The organism is Klebsiella quasivariicola, from assembly GCF_002269255.1.
Classification (GTDB): Bacteria; Pseudomonadota; Gammaproteobacteria; order Enterobacterales; family Enterobacteriaceae; genus Klebsiella; species Klebsiella quasivariicola.
Map to the genome: position 1 here is coordinate 2,342,215 of NZ_CP022823.1, position 19,106 is coordinate 2,361,320.

Annotated in this window: 19 protein-coding genes; 14 read left to right on the forward strand and 5 right to left on the reverse strand. The window is 59.3% G+C overall.

Translation table 11 applies throughout. The features are described 5' to 3' along the window. Positions 1-50 precede the first annotated feature (50 nt). The 3 genes from B8P98_RS11680 (at position 51) to B8P98_RS11690 (ending at position 4,860) form a co-directional block, all read left to right on the forward strand. The gene (locus B8P98_RS11680; RefSeq protein WP_167382692.1) at positions 51-587 is read left to right on the forward strand and encodes a TetR/AcrR family transcriptional regulator; all 537 of its coding nucleotides are present in this window, start codon (positions 51-53) and stop codon (positions 585-587) included. Between the two features lie 74 nt (positions 588-661). Further along, positions 662-1,771 (forward strand): efflux RND transporter periplasmic adaptor subunit, encoded by a 1,110-nt coding sequence (locus B8P98_RS11685; protein WP_095033024.1) that lies wholly within the window; start codon positions 662-664, stop codon positions 1,769-1,771. Next, complete coding sequence (locus B8P98_RS11690) at positions 1,768-4,860, forward strand: efflux RND transporter permease subunit (protein ID WP_095033025.1); 3,093 nt, start codon at positions 1,768-1,770, stop codon at positions 4,858-4,860. The genes B8P98_RS11685 and B8P98_RS11690 overlap by 4 nt, the downstream gene beginning before the upstream one ends. 23 nt (positions 4,861-4,883) lie before the next feature. Here the strand turns inward: B8P98_RS11690 and lldD are convergent, their stop codons facing one another. Further along, positions 4,884-6,068 (reverse strand): FMN-dependent L-lactate dehydrogenase LldD, encoded by a 1,185-nt coding sequence (gene lldD / locus B8P98_RS11695; RefSeq protein WP_025712063.1) that lies wholly within the window; start codon positions 6,066-6,068, stop codon positions 4,884-4,886. A 378-nt stretch (positions 6,069-6,446) separates the two neighbouring features. Here lldD and B8P98_RS11700 point away from each other — a divergent pair, with 378 nt between their 5' ends. From B8P98_RS11700 to ldtE, 8 genes are all read left to right on the forward strand, one after another. Further along, positions 6,447-6,644, forward strand: a complete 198-nt coding sequence (locus B8P98_RS11700) for a hypothetical protein (RefSeq protein WP_004203090.1) — start codon at positions 6,447-6,449, stop codon at positions 6,642-6,644. A gap of 465 nt (positions 6,645-7,109) precedes the next feature. Then, on the forward strand, positions 7,110-7,487 hold the full coding sequence (gene sufA / locus B8P98_RS11705) for a Fe-S cluster assembly scaffold SufA (RefSeq protein WP_025712064.1): 378 nt from the start codon (positions 7,110-7,112) through the stop codon (positions 7,485-7,487). 2 nt (positions 7,488-7,489) lie between these two features. Next, positions 7,490-8,977 carry a Fe-S cluster assembly protein SufB gene (gene sufB, locus B8P98_RS11710; protein WP_025712065.1) on the forward strand — a complete coding sequence of 496 codons (1,488 nt, stop codon included), beginning with the start codon at positions 7,490-7,492 and terminating at the stop codon, positions 8,975-8,977. Positions 8,978-8,993: 16 nt separating this feature from the next. After that, positions 8,994-9,740: a Fe-S cluster assembly ATPase SufC gene (gene sufC / locus B8P98_RS11715; protein WP_025712066.1), complete on the forward strand. Its 747-nt coding sequence runs from the start codon at positions 8,994-8,996 to the stop codon at positions 9,738-9,740. After that, positions 9,715-10,989, forward strand: coding sequence for a Fe-S cluster assembly protein SufD (gene sufD / locus B8P98_RS11720; protein ID WP_080896709.1), 1,275 nt, complete (start codon positions 9,715-9,717; stop codon positions 10,987-10,989). Before sufC ends, sufD begins: the two co-directional genes overlap by 26 nt. Next, positions 10,986-12,206, forward strand: coding sequence for a cysteine desulfurase SufS (gene sufS / locus B8P98_RS11725; protein WP_025712068.1), 1,221 nt, complete (start codon positions 10,986-10,988; stop codon positions 12,204-12,206). Before sufD ends, sufS begins: the two co-directional genes overlap by 4 nt. Before the next feature lie 11 nt (positions 12,207-12,217). Further along, positions 12,218-12,634 carry a cysteine desulfuration protein SufE gene (gene sufE, locus B8P98_RS11730; protein WP_025712069.1) on the forward strand — a complete coding sequence of 139 codons (417 nt, stop codon included), beginning with the start codon at positions 12,218-12,220 and terminating at the stop codon, positions 12,632-12,634. Positions 12,635-12,733: 99 nt separating this feature from the next. Next, positions 12,734-13,720, forward strand: coding sequence for a L,D-transpeptidase LdtE (gene ldtE / locus B8P98_RS11735; protein ID WP_095033026.1), 987 nt, complete (start codon positions 12,734-12,736; stop codon positions 13,718-13,720). A 61-nt stretch (positions 13,721-13,781) separates the two neighbouring features. Here the strand turns inward: ldtE and B8P98_RS11740 are convergent, their stop codons facing one another. The 3 genes from B8P98_RS11740 to ynhH form a co-directional block, all read right to left on the reverse strand. Further along, on the reverse strand, positions 13,782-14,018 hold the full coding sequence (locus B8P98_RS11740; RefSeq protein ID WP_002908860.1) for a major outer membrane lipoprotein: 237 nt from the start codon (positions 14,016-14,018) through the stop codon (positions 13,782-13,784). A gap of 311 nt (positions 14,019-14,329) precedes the next feature. Further along, positions 14,330-15,742: a pyruvate kinase PykF gene (gene pykF, locus B8P98_RS11745; protein WP_025712072.1), complete on the reverse strand. Its 1,413-nt coding sequence runs from the start codon at positions 15,740-15,742 to the stop codon at positions 14,330-14,332. A 7-nt stretch (positions 15,743-15,749) separates the two neighbouring features. Further along, positions 15,750-15,935 carry a protein YnhH gene (gene ynhH, locus B8P98_RS32130; RefSeq protein WP_418268519.1) on the reverse strand — a complete coding sequence of 62 codons (186 nt, stop codon included), beginning with the start codon at positions 15,933-15,935 and terminating at the stop codon, positions 15,750-15,752. Here ynhH and B8P98_RS30875 point away from each other — a divergent pair. Continuing rightward, positions 15,880-16,011: a hypothetical protein gene (locus B8P98_RS30875; RefSeq protein ID WP_042929241.1), complete on the forward strand. Its 132-nt coding sequence runs from the start codon at positions 15,880-15,882 to the stop codon at positions 16,009-16,011. The genes ynhH and B8P98_RS30875 overlap by 56 nt on opposite strands. A 236-nt stretch (positions 16,012-16,247) precedes the next feature. Further along, positions 16,248-16,460: a fumarate hydratase FumD gene (gene fumD, locus B8P98_RS11750; protein WP_025712073.1), complete on the forward strand. Its 213-nt coding sequence runs from the start codon at positions 16,248-16,250 to the stop codon at positions 16,458-16,460. 17 nt (positions 16,461-16,477) lie between these two features. On the opposite strand, the gene B8P98_RS11755 is transcribed toward fumD, so the two are convergent. Next, positions 16,478-17,116 (reverse strand): TetR family transcriptional regulator, encoded by a 639-nt coding sequence (locus B8P98_RS11755; RefSeq protein ID WP_025712074.1) that lies wholly within the window; start codon positions 17,114-17,116, stop codon positions 16,478-16,480. Between the two features lie 126 nt (positions 17,117-17,242). On the opposite strand from B8P98_RS11755, the gene B8P98_RS11760 reads away from it, so the two are divergent. Then, positions 17,243-19,096, forward strand: a complete 1,854-nt coding sequence (locus tag B8P98_RS11760; RefSeq protein ID WP_080896711.1) for a bifunctional sugar phosphate isomerase/epimerase/4-hydroxyphenylpyruvate dioxygenase family protein — start codon at positions 17,243-17,245, stop codon at positions 19,094-19,096. Positions 19,097-19,106 lie beyond the last annotated feature (10 nt).

The following is a 19,106-nucleotide window of genomic DNA, read 5'->3' on the forward strand; positions in this document are numbered from 1 at the left end:
GCCGTGGTCCCCATGACCACAGCGTTCGGGATCAGATTCTTGACGCGGCCATGGCGCACTTTAGTCGCTATGGCTATGAGAAAACGACGGTCACCGATCTCGCCAAAGCGATAGGCTTTTCCAAAGCCTATATCTATAAATTCTTCGATTCCAAGCAGGCGATTGGCGAGGCGATTTGCGCCAGCCGGCTGGAGAGGATCATGGTGGCTGTCAGCGAGGCCATCGCCGATGCGCCCTCCGCCAGTGAGAAACTGCGCCGCCTGTTCCGGGCGCTGACCGAGGCCGGCAGTGAACTGTTTTTCGAGGATCGCAAACTGTACGACATCGCCGCCGTCGCGGCGCGCGATAAATGGCCTTCAACGGAACAGTATGCCGGTCATCTGCAGCAGCTGATTGGTCAAATCCTTGTCGAAGGCCGCCAGGCGGGTGAGTTCGAGCGCAAAACCCCGCTGGATGAGGCGACCCTGGCGGTCTATATGGTGATGTGTCCTTTCATCAACCCGGTGCAGTTGCAATACAATCTCGACACCGCACCCACCGCGGCGGTGCTGCTTGCCTCCCTGATCCTGAGAAGTCTCTCCCCCTGATTAGTGACCATTGACTTTATTGGTCACTAGTCTGAGAATGCGCTCACCATCCGGTCTTTTCATTAAGGTGACCCATGCTCAGGCTCAACGCCGTCCATTTTGCCGTCTGCTTCCTGCCGCTGGCCCTCGCGGGCTGCGGCGAACCTGCCGATCATGACGACCCCCGCATCCGGCCGCCGCTGGTTCGGGTAGCGACCGTCGAGCGCGCCGAGGCCAGCTCGCGGGCCTTTACCGGCGTGGTGGTGGCCCGAACTCAAAGCGACCTTGGTTTTCGGGTGTCGGGAAAAGTCCTTGAACGGCTGGTGGAGACCGGGCAGAGCGTCAGGCGCGGTCAACTGCTGCTGCGCCTGGATCCGGCTGACTTAACCCTGCAGGCGCAGTCGCAACAGCGGGCCGTGGATGCTGCGCGGGCGCGGGCCAGGAAAGCGGCCAACGATCTGGCCCGCTATCGCGGCCTGGTGGCGAGCGGCGCCGTTTCGGCCGCGGAGTTTGACCAGATTAACGCCGCGGCAGAGGCGGCGAGAGCCGACCTGAGCGCGGCTCAGGCGCAGGCCAATGTGGCGCAAAACGCCACCGGCTATGCCGGACTGCTGGCAGACGCTGACGGTGTGGTAGTGGAAACGCTCGCCGAGCCGGGGCAGGTGGTCAGCGCCGGGCAGGTGGTGATCCGCCTGGCGCGGGCGGGGCAGCGTGAGGCGCGAGTTCAGCTGCCAGAGACGCTGCGCCCGGCGGTCGGCAGCGAGGCGCTGGCGATACGCTATGGTAGCGAATCTCAGCCGGTCACCGCGACCCTGCGACTGCTTTCGGACGCGGCTGACGCCACCACCCGCACCTTTGAAGCGCGCTACGTGCTGAACGGCGCCCTGGCCAACGCCCCGCTGGGATCTACCGTGACCCTGCGCATCGGCAACGGCCAGGCGCCAGGCGAGGTGCTGGAGGTGCCCCTGGCGTCGCTCTACGATCCGGGCAACGGCCCGGGCGTCTGGCGTATTGCCTCCCGTCCGGCTACCGTCTCCTGGCAACCGGTGACCGTGCTCGGCCTGAATGATGAAACGGCGCGGGTGAGCGGCCCGCTGAAGCCCGGCGAACCGATCGTCGCCCTGGGCGCCCATCTCCTGCACCAGGGTGAAGTGGTGCGGCTGGCGGAACGACGCGAGCATGATGCCGCCGGGAGCCAGCCATGAGCGCCGGGCGTTTTAATCTCTCCGCGCTGGCCGTCCGCGAGCGGTCGGTGACCCTGTTTTTAATTATCCTCATCTCCGTCGCCGGGCTGGTGGCGTTCTTCGGACTCGGGCGGGCGGAAGATCCGCCCTTCACGGTCAAGCAAATGACGGTCATTACCGTCTGGCCCGGCGCCACCGCGCAGGAGATGCAGGATCAGGTCGCCGAGCCGCTGGAAAAACGGCTCCAGGAGCTGAAGTGGTACGATCGCACTGAGACCTATACCCGCCCTGGCATGGCGTTGATCACCTTGTCGCTGCAGGATCAGACCCCGCCGTCCGAGGTGCCGGAGCAGTTTTATCAGGCGCGCAAAAAGCTCGGGGATGAGGCGAAAAACCTGCCTGCCGGCGTCTCCGGCCCGATGATGAATGACGAATTCGCCGATGTCACCTTTGCCCTCTTTGCTCTGAAAGCGCGGGGAGAGCCGCCGCGGCAACTGGTGCGTGACGCCGAAGCCCTGCGCCAGCAGCTGCTGCATGTACCCGGGGTGAAAAAAGTGAATATCCTCGGCGAACAGGCGGAGCGCATTTATCTCTCGTTTTCTCATGATCGTCTCGCCACCCTGGGCCTTTCGCCAGAGGCGATTTTTGCCGCGCTGAACAGCCAGAATGTGCTGACCGCCGCCGGGGCTATCGAGACCCGGGGCGGGCAGATCTTCATCCGCCTCGACGGGGCGTTCGACCGCCTGCAGCCGATCCGCGACACGCCGATTATTGCCGGGGGCAGAACGCTGAAACTGGCCGATGTCGCCACGGTTGAGCGAGGGTATGAAGATCCCGCGACCTTCCTGATCCGCAATCAGGGCGAACCGGCGCTGCTGCTGGGGGTGGTGATGCGCGAGGGCTGGAATGGTCTGGCGCTGGGGAAAGCGCTGGACGCCGAAACGGCCAGCATCAATCAGAGCCTGCCGCTCGGCATGTCGTTGACCAAAGTGACCGATCAGTCGGTGAATATCAGCGCCGCAGTCGATGAGTTCATGATCAAATTCTTTGTCGCCCTGCTGGTGGTGATGGCGGTGTGCTTTGTCAGCATGGGGTGGCGCGTGGGGGTGGTGGTCGCGGCGGCGGTGCCTTTAACCCTGGCCGTGGTGTTTGTGGTAATGGAGGCGACCGGCAAAAACTTCGACCGCATCACTCTCGGCTCGCTGATCCTCGCCCTGGGCCTGCTGGTGGATGATGCCATCATTGCCATCGAAATGATGGTGGTCAAAATGGAGGAGGGGTACGACCGCCTCAAAGCCTCCGCCTATGCCTGGAGCCATACCGCGGCGCCCATGCTGGCCGGTACCCTGGTGACGGCCGTGGGCTTTATGCCCAATGGATTTGCGCAGTCCACCGCCGGGGAGTACGCCAGCAACGTGTTCTGGATCGTCGGTATCGCGCTGATTGCCTCCTGGATTGTGGCGGTGATTTTTACCCCCTGGCTGGGGGTGCACCTGTTGCCGGACAGAAAGCCCGCGGCGGCAGGCCACGCCGCGCTGTATGACACCCCGCGCTATCAGCGCTTCCGTCGGCTGCTGACCCGGGTTATCGCCCGCAAATGGCGCGTGGCCGCCAGCGTGGTGGTGCTGTTTATGGTGGCGATACTGGGAATGAGCGTGGTGAAAAAGCAGTTTTTCCCCACCTCCGATCGTCCGGAAGTACTGGTTGAAGTACAGATGCCTTACGGGTCGTCGATTATCCAGACCAGCGCCGCGACGGCGAAAATTGAGCACTGGCTGCAGCAGCAGCCGGAGGCGAAGATTGTCACCAGCTATATCGGCCAGGGCGCGCCGCGCTTTTACCTGGCGATGGCCCCGGAGTTGCCCGATCCCTCCTTTGCCAAACTGGTGGTGTTGACCGACGGTCAGGACGCCCGCGAGGCGCTCAAGCGGCGGCTGCGGGAGGCGGTGGCCAATGGCCTGGCGCCGGAAGCGCGGGTGCGCGTCACTCAGCTGGTGTTTGGCCCTTATTCGCCTTATCCGGTCGCCTGGCGGGTAATGGGACCCGATCCGCACACTCTGCGCGACATCGCCGATCGGGTTAAATCGGTGCTGCAGGCCAGTCCGCTGATGCGCACCGTCAATACCGACTGGGGGTCGCGGGTGCCAGTGATGCATTTCAGCCTCAATCAGGACCGGCTGCAGGCGAGCGGACTCAGCTCCCAGTCTGTCGCCCAGCAGCTGCAGTTCCTGCTGTCAGGGATCCCCATCACCACCGTCCGGGAAGATATTCGCGCCGTGCAGGTCATCGGGCGCGCAGCGGGCGATATCCGGCTGGACCCGGCGAAAATCGCCGACTTCACCCTGGTGGGTAGCGGCGGGCAGCGGGTTCCCTTGTCACAGATTGGCGACGTGGCGATCAGAATGGAGGACCCGCTGCTTCGCCGTCGCGATCGCATGCCGACGATCACCGTCCGGGGAGATGTCGCGGATAACCTGCAGCCGCCGGATGTCTCCACCGCGCTGATGAAGCCGCTGCAGCCCATTATCGACGCGCTGCCGCCGGGGTATCGCATCGAGACCGCGGGGTCGATAGAAGAGTCAGGCAAAGCCACCCGGGCGATGGTGCCGTTATTTCCGATCATGATCGCCCTCACGCTGCTGATCATTATCCTGCAGGTGCGCTCGCTGTCGGCGATGGTCATGGTTTTCCTCACCGCGCCGCTGGGGCTGATTGGCGTGGTGCCGACGCTGCTCCTGTTCAATCAGCCGTTTGGCATCAATGCCCTTGTGGGCCTGATTGCACTATCGGGGATCCTGATGCGCAATACGCTGATCCTGATTGGCCAAATTCATCATAACGAGCAGGCGGGGCTCGATCCGTTTCACGCGGTGGTGGAGGCGACGGTGCAGCGCGCCCGCCCGGTTCTGTTGACCGCGCTGGCAGCGATCCTGGCGTTCATTCCGCTCACCCATTCGGTCTTCTGGGGAACGCTGGCCTATACGTTGATCGGCGGGACGCTGGGGGGAACCATCATGACCCTGATCTTCCTGCCAGCCATGTACGCGATCTGGTTCCGCATCCGTCCGGTGCCGGCGGTACAACAGCCGGCGCTGAATGCTCAGGGGTAACCCGGGCCTGGCCAGGGATGCGCTCAGGCGGTTAGGGATACCGGCACCGCCTGGGTGCGGTGTTGGTCCCGTTCGAGGCGGTCGAGGCAATCGAGGCTGATGGCCGATGGCGAGGTCGCGCCGGTGAGGGTCATGGTGACCTTCATATCCTCGGCAAATAAGTGCAGCAGATGCGCCACGCCCGCTTCGCCCGCCGCGGCCAGGGCATAAATATAGGCCCGACCGAGCAGCACGCCCTTCGCGCCGAGGGCCAGCAGGCGAATGACGTCCACGCCGGACCGCACTCCGGAGTCCGCAAGTACCGTCAGATCGTCACCGACCGCGTCCACCACCCTTGGTAGCGCCCTGGCAGTGGGGATGGCGCCATCGAGCTGTCTGCCGCCATGATTCGACACCACAATGCCATCGGCGCCGAGGCGCACGGCATTGCGCGCATCGTCGGCATCGAGGATCCCTTTGATGATTAATTTCCCTTGCCAGCTGTCGCGGATCCACTCCAGATCGTGCCAGGCGATGGACGGGTCGAAGTTGTTGCTGATGAACCCCATATAGTCGTTCATGGTCATTTTATGGCCGGTGTAGGCTTCGATATTACCAAACGACAAAGGCCTGCCCGCCAGCCCGACGTTCATTGCCCAGCGTGGATGAGTACAGGCCTGGAGATACTGTCGCAGGGTGGCGTGCGGCCCGGACATCCCTGAGCGGTTATCGCGATACCGCGAGCCGGGGATCGGCATATCGACGGTGAATACCAGGGTTTTCATGCCAGCAGCCCACGCGCGCTCCAGCGCATTGCGCATGTAGCCGCGATCTTTCAGCACGTACAGCTGGGACCAGAGCGCGCCGCTGGCCTGGCTTGCCACCTCTTCAATGGAGCAGACCGACACCGTGGATAAGGTGTACGGGATGCCTGCGCGGGAGGCGGCGCGGGCCGCCTGGACTTCGCCGCGGCGGGCGTACATTCCGGTGGCGCCGACCGGCCCCAGCGCCACGGGCATCGCCCATGCTGCATCAAGGATCGTGGTGGCCAGCGTCGGTTCGCCCGCCCCGCACAGCACGCGCTGGCGAAGGGCTACCGAGGCAAGCTCGGTAGCGTTGGCGTTCATGGTATTTTCCGCCACCGCGCCACCGTCAATATAATCAAACAGAAAGCGTGGCAGACGGCGGCGAGCGGCTTCGCGATAATCACTGGGGGCTGAAACAATCATTATTATGTCCTTATCTTTTTAAACCTAAGTGGATGTTCTGCAGGTAAAAAAACTATAGGCTTCTGAAAAACGCGGGGGAAATGAAATATTAGCATCCTCGCTATTCCCTGAGGGAATAATCCAGAATTATCGCTGCGGGTATTATTTCGTTTTAGGGTCAGGCGGTAACGACGTTATTTTGTTTATTTTCGCGCAACGTGAAGCCGGCAAAATAAAGACCCGGCATGAGGCGACAGCGCTTTGCGCCATCGCCACCAGGGGGAAGGAGAGGTCAGCGCGGCGCCCGCGTTTTCCGGGAGGTGTAAAGAAGATGAATTTGAAATTGAGCTGGTGGTATCTTTTGCTAGCCTTTCTGAGGAGGACAGACGGAGCGATAGCATGAAAGATAAAGACGAACAAACGGCATTGATTGGCATGGCCATCGGCGCGGCGGTCATTAGCTTAGTGGCTACACAGAAGCAGATTAATCAAGGGAGTATCGTGGATGAACTGGTGAGACTGGGCAGACAGAAGGGGGACGGGGTGGAAGATGAGGTTTTTGTTCAAGCCGCCCGCCTGGTCAGAAAAGGCACCTAGCCAGCCGCTACCCTGCCAGGCAATCCCTTTACCCGTTTCATCACGGTTTTCATTGCCGTGATCGCAGCCAGGCGAGCTGCGATTGTCTCTTGCCGAAAGCGTCACAGGCTGGCGCTTTCTCATCCTGAACGACTGGCTCTGCGCCTTATCGGCCTTTAGGTGACGCTGTCACTTTTCCTTCTCCCGCTTGCCCGATAAACAGGAACCGGGTCATCTGCTATTGCATAAATCGGTATTTTCGATACATCTTTACCATTGCGTGCGGATATAGAACGATTTCAGAATAACATATTATAAATCAAAAGATTAAGTTCACCCTGCCCACCCTGATAATCCCCGGGCGAGGGTCTATGCTTATAAAAAGCGCTAAAGGGGGCAATACCCCTGCTGCAGAAGGGTTGAAGTGATAATCATTATCACTAACATGGCGGTATGCCTTGATGGCGCCAACCTGGAGGTCTATCGATGGAAGTACAAGCAGGAACCTTTAATCCCGCCGATTTCAGCTGGCAGGGACTGACCATGACGCCGGCCGCTGCCGCGCATATCCGCGATCTGATGCGCAAGCAGCCGGACAAAAAAGGGCTACGGCTGGGGATCAAAACCAGCGGCTGCGCCGGTTTTGCCTATGTGCTCGAAATGATTGCCGAGCCGGCAGCCGACGATCTGCTCTTTGAGTCTGACGGGGCGAAGCTGTGGGCACCGCTGCAGGCGATGCCGTTCATTGACGGCACGGAGCTGGATTACGTCCGGGAAGGTTTAAATGAAATCTTTAAATTTCATAACCCGAAAGCGCAGCACGAATGCGGCTGTGGCGAAAGTTTTGGGGTGCAGGCGGAGTAACTATGTCGCGTAATACTGAAGCAACTGACGATGTCAAAACCTGGACCGGCGGCCCGCTCAACTACAAAGAAGGCTTTTTTACTCGCCTGCAAACCGATGAGCTGGCCAAAGGCATTAATGAAGAGGTCGTTCGGGCTATCTCCGCTCGCCGCAATGAGCCGCAGTGGATGCTGGAATTTCGGCTCAATGCCTACCGGGCATGGCTGGAAATGGAGGAGCCGCACTGGCTGAAGGCGCATTACGATAAGCTGAATTATCAGGATTACAGCTACTATTCCGCTCCCTCCTGCGGTAACTGCGATGACACCTGCGCCTCCGAGCCCGGCGCGGTGCAGCAGACCGGGGCCAATACCTTCCTGACCAGCGAGGTGGAAGAAGCCTTTAACCAGCTGGGCGTGCCGGTACGTGAAGGGCGCGAGGTGGCGGTGGATGCGATATTCGACTCGGTGTCGGTGGCGACCACCTACCGCGAAAAGCTGGCCGAGCAGGGGATCATCTTCTGTTCTTTCGGCGAGGCGATCCACGACCATCCGGAACTGGTGAAAAAGTATCTTGGGACCGTAGTGCCAGGCAACGACAACTTTTTTGCCGCGCTGAACGCTGCGGTCGCTTCTGATGGCACCTTTATCTACGTGCCGAAAGGCGTCCGCTGCCCGATGGAGCTGTCGACCTATTTCCGTATCAACGCCGAAAAAACCGGGCAGTTTGAACGCACCATTCTGGTGGCCGATGAAGGTAGCTATGTGAGCTATATCGAAGGCTGCTCGGCGCCGGTGCGCGACAGCTATCAGCTGCACGCCGCGGTGGTGGAAGTCATCATCCATAAAGATGCGGAGGTGAAATACTCCACGGTGCAGAACTGGTTCCCCGGCGATAACAACACCGGCGGCATTCTCAACTTCGTCACCAAGCGTGCGCTGTGCGAAGGGGAGAACAGCAAGATGTCATGGACCCAGTCGGAAACCGGCTCGGCCATCACCTGGAAATACCCCAGCTGCATCCTGCGCGGCGATAACTCGATCGGCGAATTCTTCTCGGTAGCGCTGACCAGCGGTCACCAGCAGGCGGACACCGGCACCAAAATGATCCATATCGGCAAGAACACCCGCTCGACCATTATTTCGAAGGGGATCTCCGCCGGGCACAGCCAGAACAGCTATCGCGGGCTGGTCAAAATCATGCCGACCGCCACTAACGCCCGCAACTACACCCAGTGCGATTCGATGCTGATCGGCCCGGACTGCGGGGCCCATACCTTCCCGTATGTTGAATGCCGCAACAACAGCGCCCAGCTGGAGCACGAGGCGACCACCTCGCGGATTGGCGAAGATCAACTGTTCTACTGCCTGCAGCGAGGGATCAGTGAAGACGATGCCATCTCGATGATCGTCAACGGCTTCTGTAAAGACGTCTTCTCTGAACTGCCGCTGGAGTTCGCTGTAGAGGCGCAAAAATTGCTGGCCATTAGCCTTGAACACAGCGTCGGCTGATAATTAAGGAAAAAAGATGTTAAGTATTCAAGATTTACACGTCGCCGTCGAAGAGAAAGCGATCCTGCGCGGGCTCAACCTTGAGGTGCGCCCGGGCGAGGTCCACGCCATTATGGGGCCGAACGGCTCAGGCAAAAGTACGCTTTCGGCCACCCTGGCCGGTCGTGAGGATTACGAGGTCACCGGCGGGCGCATTGAGTTTAAGGGTAAAGACCTGCTGGAACTCGCCCCGGAAGATCGCGCCGGAGAAGGCATCTTTATGGCTTTCCAGTATCCGGTGGAAATTCCCGGCGTCAGCAATCAGTTCTTTCTGCAGACCGCGCTGAATGCCGTGCGCAACTATCGCGGCCAGGAGGCGCTGGATCGTTTCGATTTTCAGGATTTAATGGAAGAGAAAATCAAGCTGCTGAAGATGCCGGAAGATCTCCTGACCCGTTCGGTCAACGTTGGTTTCTCCGGCGGTGAGAAAAAGCGTAACGACATTCTGCAGATGGCGGTGCTTGAGCCTGAGCTGTGCATTCTCGATGAATCGGATTCCGGGCTGGATATTGATGCCCTGAAGATTGTCTCAGACGGCGTCAACTCGCTGCGCGACGGCAAACGCGCCTTTATCATCGTCACCCACTATCAGCGCATCCTTGACTATATCAAGCCGGATTACGTCCACGTGCTGTATCAGGGGCGGATCGTGAAGTCGGGCGATTTCACTCTGGTCAAACAACTGGAGGAGCAGGGCTATGGCTGGCTTACCGAACAGCAGTAACGCGCTGCAGCAGTGGCACCATCTGTTTGAAGCGCAGGCTGGCCAGCGTACGGCTGAGGCCAGCCAGCATCTGCAGCAGCTGCTGCGCCTGGGGCTGCCGACGCGCAAGCACGAGGACTGGAAATACACCCCGCTGGATGCGCTACTGAACGGCCGCTTTGTCGCTGAAGAGGGGGCGTCTCTCAGCGCTGAACAGCGCGATGCCCTGGCGCTGCCGCTGGATGCCTGGCGGCTAGTGTTTATCGACGGCCGCTACCATCCGGAGCTGAGCGACGATCTCGCCGCCAGCGGCGTGGAGGTTAGCGTTGATATCCAGCGCCAGCATCTGCCGGATGCTTTGCGTCCGGAGGTGTTTCTCCATCTGACCGAAAGTCTGGCGCAGACGGTGACCCGCCTTCGCGTACCGCGCAACCGTCGCCTGGATAAGCCGTTGCTGCTGATGCATATCACCCGCGGCCTGGCCGGCGAGGCGCTGAATACCGCCCATTATCGCCACCACCTGGCCCTGGAGAGTGGGGCGGAGGCGACTGTGGTCGAGCACTACCTCAGCCTCAATGAGCAGCCGCACTTCACCGGCGGGCGACTGACCATGACGGTGGCCGATAACGCGCACCTCCAACATATCAAGCTGGCGTTTGAGAATGCGCTCAGCTACCACTTCGCCCATAACGACCTGCTGCTGGGCCGCGATGCCTCGGCTTTCAGCAGCAGTTTCCTGCTCGGCGGTCAGGTGCTGCGTCATCATACCAGCACCCGCCTGGGCGGCGAAAACAGCAACCTGCGCCTCAATTCGCTGGCGATGCCGGTGAACAATGAGGTCTGCGACAGCCGCACCTGGCTCGACCATCAGGTCGGCTACTGCACCAGCCGCCAGCTGCACAAAACCATCGTCAGCGATAAGGGCCGGGCGGTATTTAACGGGCTGATCAACGTCGCGCCGCACGCGCTGAAAACCGACGGCCAGATGACCAACAACAATCTGCTGCTCGGACGGCTGGCGGAGGTCGACACTAAACCGCAGCTGGAGATTTACGCCGATGACGTGAAATGCAGCCACGGGGCGACGGTGGGGCGCATTGACGAAGAACAGCTGTTCTATCTGCGCTCGCGCGGTATTGAACAGCAGGCGGCGCAGCAGATGATCCTCTATGCCTTCGCCGCCGAGCTCACCGAGGCTATCCGCAGCGATGCGCTCAGAGAGCAGGTGCTGGCGCGGATTGGACAGCGTTTGCCGGGAGGCACGGTATGACATTTTCAGTTGAACGGGTTCGCGCCGATTTTCCGGTACTCAGCCGGGAGGTTAACGGCCAGCCGCTGGTCTATCTTGACAGCGCCGCCAGCGCCCAGAAACCGGAAGCAGTGATCGACGCCGAAGCGGAATTTTATCGCCACGGCTATGCGGCGGTGCACCGCGGGATCCATACCCTCAGCGCGGAAGCCACCGCGCGAATGGAAGCCGTGCGCCAGCAGGCGGCCGGCTTCCTCAACGCCGGATCGGCGGAGGAACTGGTGTTTGTCCGCGGCACCACCGAAGGCATCAACCTGGTGGCCAACAGCTGGGGAAACGCCAACGTCGGCGCCGGGGATAACATCATCATCAGCGAGATGGAGCACCACGCCAACATTGTGCCGTGGCAGATGCTCTGCGCCCGGGTCGGGGCTGAGCTGCGGGTGATCCCCCTGAACCCGGACGGCACCCTGCAACTGGACGTCGTTCCGGGACTGTTTGATCAGCGTACCCGCCTGCTGGCGATTACCGAGGTTTCCAACGTGCTGGGGACGGAAAACCCGCTGGCGGCGCTGATTGCCCTCGCGCATCAGCATGGCGCGAAAGTGCTGGTGGATGGCGCCCAGGCGGTGATGCACCACCCGGTGGACGTCCAGGCGCTGGGCTGCGATTTTTATGTTTTCTCCGGACACAAACTGTATGGCCCAACCGGGATCGGCGTGCTCTACGCCCGGGCCGAACTGCTGCAGGCGATGCCGCCGTGGGAAGGGGGCGGGTCGATGATCGCCACCGTCAGCCTGACGGAGGGCACCACCTGGAATCAGGCGCCGTGGCGCTTTGAGGCCGGTACACCCAATACCGGGGGGATCATTGGCCTCGGCGCGGCGCTGACCTACGTCAGCCAGCTTGGGCTGACGCAGATTGCCGAGTATGAGCAGACCCTGATGCGCTACGCTCTCGATGCCCTGCGCGCGGTGCCGGATCTGATCCTTTACGGTCCCGCGCAGCGTAAAGGGGTGATTGCCTTTAACCTCGGTCAGCATCATGCCTATGACGTCGGCAGCTTCCTCGATAACTACGGGATCGCCGTGCGAACCGGCCACCACTGTGCGATGCCGCTGATGGCCCGGTATCAGGTACCGGCTATGTGTCGGGCCTCGCTGGCGATGTACAATACCACGGAAGAGGTGGACCGCCTGGTGGCCGGCCTCCAGCGGATCCACAAACTGTTAGGGTAAAGGACGTGACAATGGTGGCATTACCGGACAAAGACAAACTATTGCGTAACTTTAGCCGTTGCGCCAACTGGGAAGAGAAGTATCTCTATATCATTGAGCTGGGCCAGCGGCTGGCGCCGCTAAGCCCGGAGGAGCACAGCCCGCAGCACATTATTCAGGGCTGCCAAAGCCAGGTGTGGATCGTGATGGACCAGGATCCCTCCGGCGTTATCACCTTGCGCGGCGACAGCGATGCGGCGATCGTCAAAGGGCTGATTGCGGTGGTGTTTATCCTTTATGACCGGATGACCGCTCAGGACATCACCGAGTTCGACGTGCGCCCGTGGTTTGAAAAAATGGCGCTCACCCAGCATCTCACCCCCTCCCGCTCGCAAGGCCTCGAAGCCATGATACGCGCGATACGCGCGAAAGCCGCAAATATTAGCTAGAATAAACAGGTAGATTTCATTCTGTTACGTCCGGCAGGGGACTGACCCTGCCGCCGTTCAGTCTCCTGGCGTTTTATCAGCGAAAGAAGGAATCTCAGTATGAAACGCAAAACGATGATCACCTTAGCCCTTCTCAGCGCCCTTGGCGCCTCCACGGCCGCCTGGGCCGTTGATTACCCGCTTCCTCCCGCCAACAGTCGGCTGATTGGACAGAATCAGTACTGGACGGTCCAGGAGGGAGATCGCAACCTGCAGGCGATTGCGCGCCATTTCGATACCGCGGCGATGCTGATCCTCGAAGCCAACGATACGATTGCGCCGGTGCAGCCGAAGCCCGGCACCCAGGTCTTGATCCCTTCTCAGATGCTGCTGCCCGACGTGCCGAGGGAAGGCATTGTCGTCAACCTTGCCGAACTGCGGCTGTATTATTTCCCGCCGGGAGAGAATCAGGTGCAGGTCTATCCGCTGGGCATTGGCCAGTTAGGGCTGGAAACGCCGGAGATGACCACCCGCGTTGGGCAGAAGATCCCCAATCCGACCTGGACGCCCACCGCGGGCATCCGCGCGCGCTCGCTGGAAAAAGGGGTGACGCTGCCGGCGGTGGTGCCGGCCGGGCCGAACAATCCCCTGGGCCGCTATGCGCTGCGTCTGGCCTACGGTAACGGTGAATATTTGATTCATGGCACTAATGCCCCGGACAGCGTTGGGCTGCGCGTCAGCTCGGGCTGTATGCGAATGAACGCCGATGACATCAAAGCGCTGTTCAGCCAGGTGAAAACCGGGACGCCGGTACGGATTATCAATCAGCCGGTGAAGTTTGCCGTCGAACCGGATGGGAAACGCTACGTAGAGGTCCACAGGCCGCTATCGCAGACCGAAGGGGAAAACACCCGGACTATCGCTTACACGCTGCCTGCGGCGTTTCACGCCTTCGCAGAGGATAAAGCGGTAGATGACCTGCAGCTGAAAAAAGCGATGTCGAGAAGGGCGGGCTATCCGGTGGTGGTATCGGCGGGGGCGGGTAGCGCGGCGACGTCGCTGTCGGCGCAGAACAGTTCATCTGACAACAGCCTGCTTACCCAATAGCCCTCATCACGAGGGCAAAAAAAATGGCGCACAGAGTGCGCCATTTTTATTACCAGAACTCTTACTTACGGTAAGAGTGAGCCTGGTTGTCCAGACGCTGGTTAGCGCGAGCTGCGTCGTCTTTAGCAGCCTGAACGTCGGAACGCATTGCGTTCACGTCGTTGCTCAGCTGGTCAACTTTAGCGTTCAGAGTCTGAACGTCAGAAGACAGCTGATCGATTTTAGCATTGCTGGAGCAACCAGCCAGCAGAGTAGAACCCAGGATTACCGCGCCCAGTACCAGTTTAGTACGATTCATTATTAATACCCTCTAGATTGAGTTAATCTCCATGTAGCGTTACAAGTATTACACAAAGTTTTTTGGGATGAGAATATTTTTTTTACCTGAACGCACTTATTTTTGATCGTTCGCTCAAAGAAGCATCGAATTGAACAAAATCGCTGAAAAAGCCGAGTGAAAACAGCGCGCTTCCATCGGATTCATCTTAGATAATCTCTTATTAAATAGTAAATTCCGATTTGCATTTTTAATAGGAAGAGCTAATCAATGAATAAAAAAAGCGCCCCAAGAGGCGCTTTATTAAAAAAAACCAATTAACCTGTAAATTATTACAGCACGTGTACGGAAGCCGTATTAGTGGTACCACTCGGCACTAATGCGCCGGAGACCATCACTACCACGTCGCCTTTACGCGCGAGGCCGCTTTTCAGCGCCAGATCTTTGCCCAGATGATAGAAGTCATCGGTAGAGGCAATCTCTTCCACCAGCTGCGGCACAACGCCTTTGCTCAGCACCAGCTGGCGAGCAGTGGTTTCGTTGGTGGTCAGGGCCAGAATGGTGGCATCCGGGAAGTATTTGCGCACCGCGCGTGCGGATTTACCGCCCTGGGTGGCGACCACGATCAGCGGCGCTTCCAGTTTCTCAGCGGTTTCTACCGCGCCGCGGCACACCGCTTCGGTGATGCGCAGTTTACGGTTGTCGTTGTTGAAGTCCAGACGGCTGGTCATTACGCGGTCGGTACGTTCGCAGATGGTCGCCATGATAGTGACCGCTTCCAGCGGGTATTTACCTTTCGCGGATTCGCCGGACAGCATAACCGCATCGGTGCCGTCGAGAATGGCGTTAGCCACGTCGCCGGCTTCAGCGCGGGTCGGACGCGGGTTCTTGATCATGGAGTCCAGCATCTGGGTGGCGGTGATAACCACTTTACGCGCGCGGATACATTTTTCGATGATCATTTTCTGGGCGAAGATAACTTCTTCAACCGGGATCTCAACGCCCATGTCGCCACGAGCTACCATGATGCCGTCAGACGCTTCGAGGATTTCGTCGAAGTTGTTCAGGCCTTCCTGGTTTTCAATTTTGGAGATGATCTGGATGTTTTCGCCGCCGTGGGCTTTCAGGTGCTCACGGATTTCGACGACGTCAGAACGTTTACGGATGAAGGAGGCCGCGACGAAGTCCACGCCTTGTTCGCAACCGAAGATCAGGTCCTGTTTGTCTTTTTCCGCCAGCGCCGGCAGGGCGATGGAGACGCCAGGCAGGTTCACGCCTTTGTTCTCGCCAAGGTCGCCGTTGTTCAGCACTTTACAGATAACTTTGTTGCCTTCGATAGCCGTCACTTCCATGCCGATCAGACCGTCGTCCACCAGAACGGTGTTGCCGACGGTAAGGTCAGAGGTGAAGCCTTCATAGGTTACCGCGACGATTTCGTTATTACCGATGACGGATTTATCGGTGGTGAAGGTGAAGGTCTGGCCGGCTTTTAGGGAGACGTCATTGCCGCCTTCCAGCTTGATGGTACGAATTTCCGGTCCTTTGGTGTCCAGCAGAATAGCGGCTTTCTTACCGGTTTTGCTCATCACATTGCGCAGATTCTGGATGCGCTGACCGTGTTCCGCATAGTCACCGTGGGAGAAGTTCAGACGCATCACGTTCATGCCGGCTTCCAGCATTTTGGTCAGCATCTCTTCAGATTCGGTTTTCGGACCGATGGTGCAAACAATTTTGGTCTTTTTCATGACAGTTTTAGTCTTTAAGTTGTGAAGGATATGGAATTCGCGCTCCGCGGGCGCACTGCCGGGGAGCCAAACCTGTATTACGAAAGTTGCTAAGCCACGCCCTAAGGATAGGTGACAACCCCGGAGCGTGCAGAAGAATGTGTGCTGGCGGTTCAGCCCATGAAATGTGGCAAGGTGTTATGCGTTTTATCATGCAGTCCAATGCGCTGAAACCATTCAAGAAAGAATCGAAGCGCATTATACGCTGCCGAAATCAAAAAAGAAAATAAAAACCTCGTTTCAAAATATGGACAAAACGCGTAACAAAACCAGCACGATATGCATAAAACTACGCAACACATTTTTTCATCAGCCGGTATGAAAAGGGACGGCAGAACCGGTTTTTTCCCGCGCCTTGAGCAGATAAAACATGCCTTTGACCACGGCGGCGGGGGATGATTTGCGTTGCCGAAAAAATCTATCAATAATGAATTGATTGATAATGATAAAATGCGAGCCGAACTCAATGGGAAATAAAGCGAAAGACGACGAGCTGTACCAGGAAATGTGCCGCGTGGTGGGCAAAGTGGTACTGGAAATGCGTGACCTGGGCCAGGAGCCGAAACACATTGTCATCGCCGGCGTGCTACGCACCTCGCTGGCGAACAGCAAAATTCAGCGTTCGCCGCTTACCGTGGAGGCGATGACCAAAGTCATCCACGCCCTTTCCGGGCACTAACGTCTTACGCCTTCGGGTCAGGAAATCACGAAGCGGACCACCGCCCGGACGGCAATGTCGCAGTGGTGGGCCACCATCGCTTCATCGTCGATGGCCGGCAGCGGGTCGTCAAGATACAGGCTGCTGAAGGTATAGAAATTCGACACCTGATAGAAGCTGAAGCTGCTGATTAACCGGTGCACATCGCGCGCGTCAAGGCCCGCCTGGAAGACACCCTGCTGCTGGCCGCGCAGTAAAATATCTTCCAGAATCGACAGGGCGGTACGATTCAGCGGTTTCAGCTCACCCGAGGTTTTTAACCACTTGCCGCGCTGCATATTCTCCATGCAAATGACGCGCATATAGTCCGCATGGGTGGCGTGATAGCGCACGCTCCAGCGCACCAGCCGTACCAGCGCCTCCACCGGCGGTACATTCTCCAGCCCCAGCTGCTGCTCGGTTTCGCGGATCCGCGCATACACATGCTGCAGCACCTCCTGATAGAGCTGCTCTTTGTTTTTAAAGTAGTAGACCACCATGCGTTTAGTGGTCTGCGCCTCGGTGGCGATCTGCTCCATGCGGGCGCCTGACAGCCCGTGTTCGGCAAAGACGGCGATGGCAGCGCTGAAGATCCGCGCCTTCAGCGATTGTGCTTCATCATGAGCAACGACGGTCATGGCAACTCCTTTTTCTTGGGTGACAAAAAATACACATAATGATCACAATTTAGCAACCTAGTATGGCGTAAATGAACCAAATGATACATAGTCAAGGCTCACGACAGCTGTTGACCCGAGGACCTTATGCTGCGCTCTATCGCCACCGTTTCGATTTCCGGCACTCTGCCTGAGAAGCTGCACGCTATTGCGGCGGCGGGCTACCAGGGAGTGGAAATTTTCGAAAACGATCTGCTCTATTATACGGGGACGCCGGCGCAAATCCGCCAGCTGGCCGCTGATTTAGGGTTAAAAATCACGCTTTTTCAACCCTTTCGCGACTTCGAAGGCGCCAGCCGGGCGCAGTTTGCGGCCAATATGGCCCGCGCCCGACGCAAATTTGCCCTGATGCATGAGCTGGGCTGCGACACGCTGCTGCTGTGCAGTAACGTGCAGCCGGACTGCTCGGCGGACAGCGAATTGCAGGTTGCGGACCTGCGGGCGCTGGCGACCCTGGCGGAGGAAGAGGGGATCGCTATCGGCTACGAGGCGCTGGCCTGGGGAACCCATGTGAACCGCTGGCAGCAGGCCTGGGATCGGGTGCAGCAGGTCAACAGTCCGGCGCTGGGCCTGGTGCTCGACAGTTTTCACATTCTGGCCCGCGGCGACACGCTGGACGCGTTGCCGACGGTGCCGGTGGAAAAAATCACCTTCGTACAACTTGCTGATGCGCCATACATGAAAATGGATCTGCTGGAGTGGAGCCGCCACTTTCGCTGCTTCCCCGGACAGGGCGAGCTGCCGCTGGAGGCGTTTGCCGAGCAGGTAACCCGCTGTGGCTACCGCGGCCCCTGGTCGCTGGAGATCTTCAACGACGGATTTCGCGCCTCGCCGAACGGCGCGACGGCCAAAGACGGCTACCGTTCGCTGCTGTGGCTGGAAGAGCAGACCCGCCGCCGGCTTCCGGCGTGCGATGCCGACCTGTTTTCACCGCCGCCGCTGCCGGTCTATCACCGGCTGGAGTTTATCGAGTTTGCCGCCAGCGCCGCCGAGGCGCAGCGCCTCGGGCAGCACCTGCAGGGGCTGGGTTTTCAGCACGAGGGAAGCCACCGTTCCAAGCAGGTGACGCTGTGGCGCAACGGTGGCGCGCGGGTCGTTATCAACCATCAGCCCCACAGCTGGGCCGATCACTTTTATCAACGCCACGGGGTATCGCTCTGCGCGATGGCGCTACGCGTCGAGCACAGCGCGCCGATTGTCGCCCGCGCCCGCGCGCTGGGGTACGCCACCTGGCAGGGCGACGCCGGGCCGAACGAAACGCCGATCCCGGCGATTTGCGCCCCCGACGGCAGCCTTATCTATCTCATTGACGCCGGGGAGGCGATCTACGAGCGCGACTTTCACCTGCGTGACGGGTTGACGATGCGCGAGGATTATCTCGGCATTGACCATCTGGCGCTGGGGATGGAAGCCGACAGCCGCGACAACTGGGTGATGTTCTTCCGCACTGTATTTGGTTTTACCCTTGAACATGAACAAACGCTGCCGGACCCGTATGGACTAGTACGCAGCCTGGCGGTGCGCAGTCCGCAGGGCGATATCCGCCTGGCGCTGAATATTTCCCAGAGCCGGGCGACGCAGATCGCCCGCTCGGTCGCCTGCTATCAGGGCGCGGGGCTGCAGCATGCGGCCTTTGCCTGTCGCGACCTGCAGAACACCTGCGATCAGCTTACCGAGATTGCCCGCTATGCGCTGCCGATCCCGGCTAATTACTATGATGATCTCCTGGCGCGCTTTGGCGGCGAGCTGGACGTCGCGCAGCTTCAGCGCCAGCAGCTTCTCTATGACCGCGATCCGCAGGGCGGGGATTTCCTGCATCTTTACACCCGGCCCTTTACCGCCGGGCGCTTTTTCTTTGAGTTAACCGAACGGCGGGCTGGCTACGCGCTCTATGGCGCGGCGAACGCAGCCGTTCGTCTGGCGGCGATGCAGTATTGTTAGCCTGAATCAA